We start from the raw sequence: 1,572 nt of genomic DNA, 5'->3' as shown, positions 1-1,572 counted from the left end.
GTCGGCTTCGCGGGGTGGTTGCGTTGCCAAGAGCGTCCTGCGTACGGCTAGGACGGATCGCGCGCACGCGATCCGTCCGTTCGCCTCGCCTGCGGCGACGGCCGGCGATGGCGGCGTGCCGCGGTCGGCTCTCCGAGGTGGCTGCGTTCTCGGGAGCGTCTTGCGTACGGCTGGAACGGATCGCCGGCACGCGATCCGTCCGGTCGCCTCGCCTGCGGCGAAGGCACGGCTCGGGCGGTTCGGGGCGGGCGGCTCTGCCCGCTGAGTGCCTCGGGGGATCGGGTGGCGGCTGGGAAGACGCGGCGAGCGGACGGAGGGTCGGGCGGCGCGCGTACGATGGGCGGGTGCCAGCAGTGAATCTGGGTCTCCCCAAGGTGCCCGTGACCCTCGCCCCCCGCCGCAAGTCCCGTCAGATCAAGGTCGGGAAGGTGCTCGTGGGCGGTGACGCGCAGGTCAGTGTGCAGTCGATGTGCACGACCCCGACGACGAACATCAACGCGACCCTCCAGCAGATCGCCGAGCTCACGGCCTCGGGCTGCGACATCGTGCGGGTCGCCGTGCCGAGCCGCGACGATGCGGAGGCGCTGCCGATCATCGCGAAGAAGAGCCAGATCCCGGTGATCGCCGACATCCACTTCCAGCCCAACTACGTCTACGCGGCGATCGATGCCGGGTGCGCCGCGGTCCGCGTGAACCCGGGCAACATCCGCAAGTTCGACGACCAGGTCGGCAAGATCGCCGCTGCGGCGAAGGCCGCGGGCGTCTCGATCCGCATCGGCGTCAACGCCGGCTCCCTCGAGCCGAGCCTGCTGCAGAAGTACGGCAAGCCCACCCCCGAGGCGCTCGTCGAGAGCGCCGTCTGGGAGGCCAGCCTCTTCGAGGAGCACGACTTCCACGACTTCAAGATCTCGGTCAAGCACAACGACCCCGTCGTCATGGTGCAGGCCTACCGCCAGCTCGCCGAGCGGGGCGACTGGCCGCTGCACCTCGGCGTCACCGAGGCGGGACCCGAGTTCCAGGGCACGATCAAGTCGGCGACGGCGTTCGGCATCCTGCTCGGCGAGGGCATCGGCGACACCATCCGCGTGTCGCTGTCCGCTCCGCCCGCCCAGGAGGTGAAGGTCGGCCTGCAGATCCTGCAGTCGCTGAACCTCCGCGAGCGCAAGCTCGAGATCGTCTCGTGCCCGAGCTGCGGTCGCGCCCAGGTCGACGTCTACACGCTCGCGAACGACGTCACGGCCGGCCTCGAGGGCATGAGCGTGCCCCTGCGCGTCGCCGTGATGGGCTGCGTCGTGAACGGGCCCGGCGAGGCCCGCGAGGCCGACCTCGGAGTCGCGTCCGGCAACGGCAAGGGCCAGATCTTCGTCAAGGGCGAGGTCATCAAGACCGTCCCCGAGGCCGAGATCGTCAAGACGCTCATCGAGGAGGCCAACCGTCTGGCCGCCGAGATGCCCGCGGACGACACCTCGACCGGGGCCCCGGTCGTCACCGTCGGCGCCAACTGAGTCGGAGCGGGGCGCGGTCGTCGTGGTCCGCCCCGTCCTCCGCCTCGCGCTGACCGTCGTCGTCGCG

The 1,572-nt window shown here is 70.9% G+C and carries 1 protein-coding gene; it reads left to right on the top strand.

Translation table 11 applies throughout. The features are described 5' to 3' along the window. Nucleotides 1–344 precede the first annotated feature (344 nt). Nucleotides 345–1,505, top strand: coding sequence for a flavodoxin-dependent (E)-4-hydroxy-3-methylbut-2-enyl-diphosphate synthase (ispG, locus tag B0T42_RS18895; RefSeq protein WP_077224497.1), 1,161 nt, complete (start codon nucleotides 345–347; stop codon nucleotides 1,503–1,505). The last annotated feature ends 67 nt before the right edge of the window (nucleotides 1,506–1,572 follow it).

Origin of the sequence: Rathayibacter rhapontici, from assembly GCF_001995175.1 — a bacterium.
Lineage (GTDB): Bacteria > Actinomycetota > Actinomycetes > Actinomycetales > Microbacteriaceae > Rathayibacter.
The sequence above is the reverse complement of the archived record's forward strand: the minus strand, read 5'-3'. Positions and strand labels throughout refer to the sequence as shown.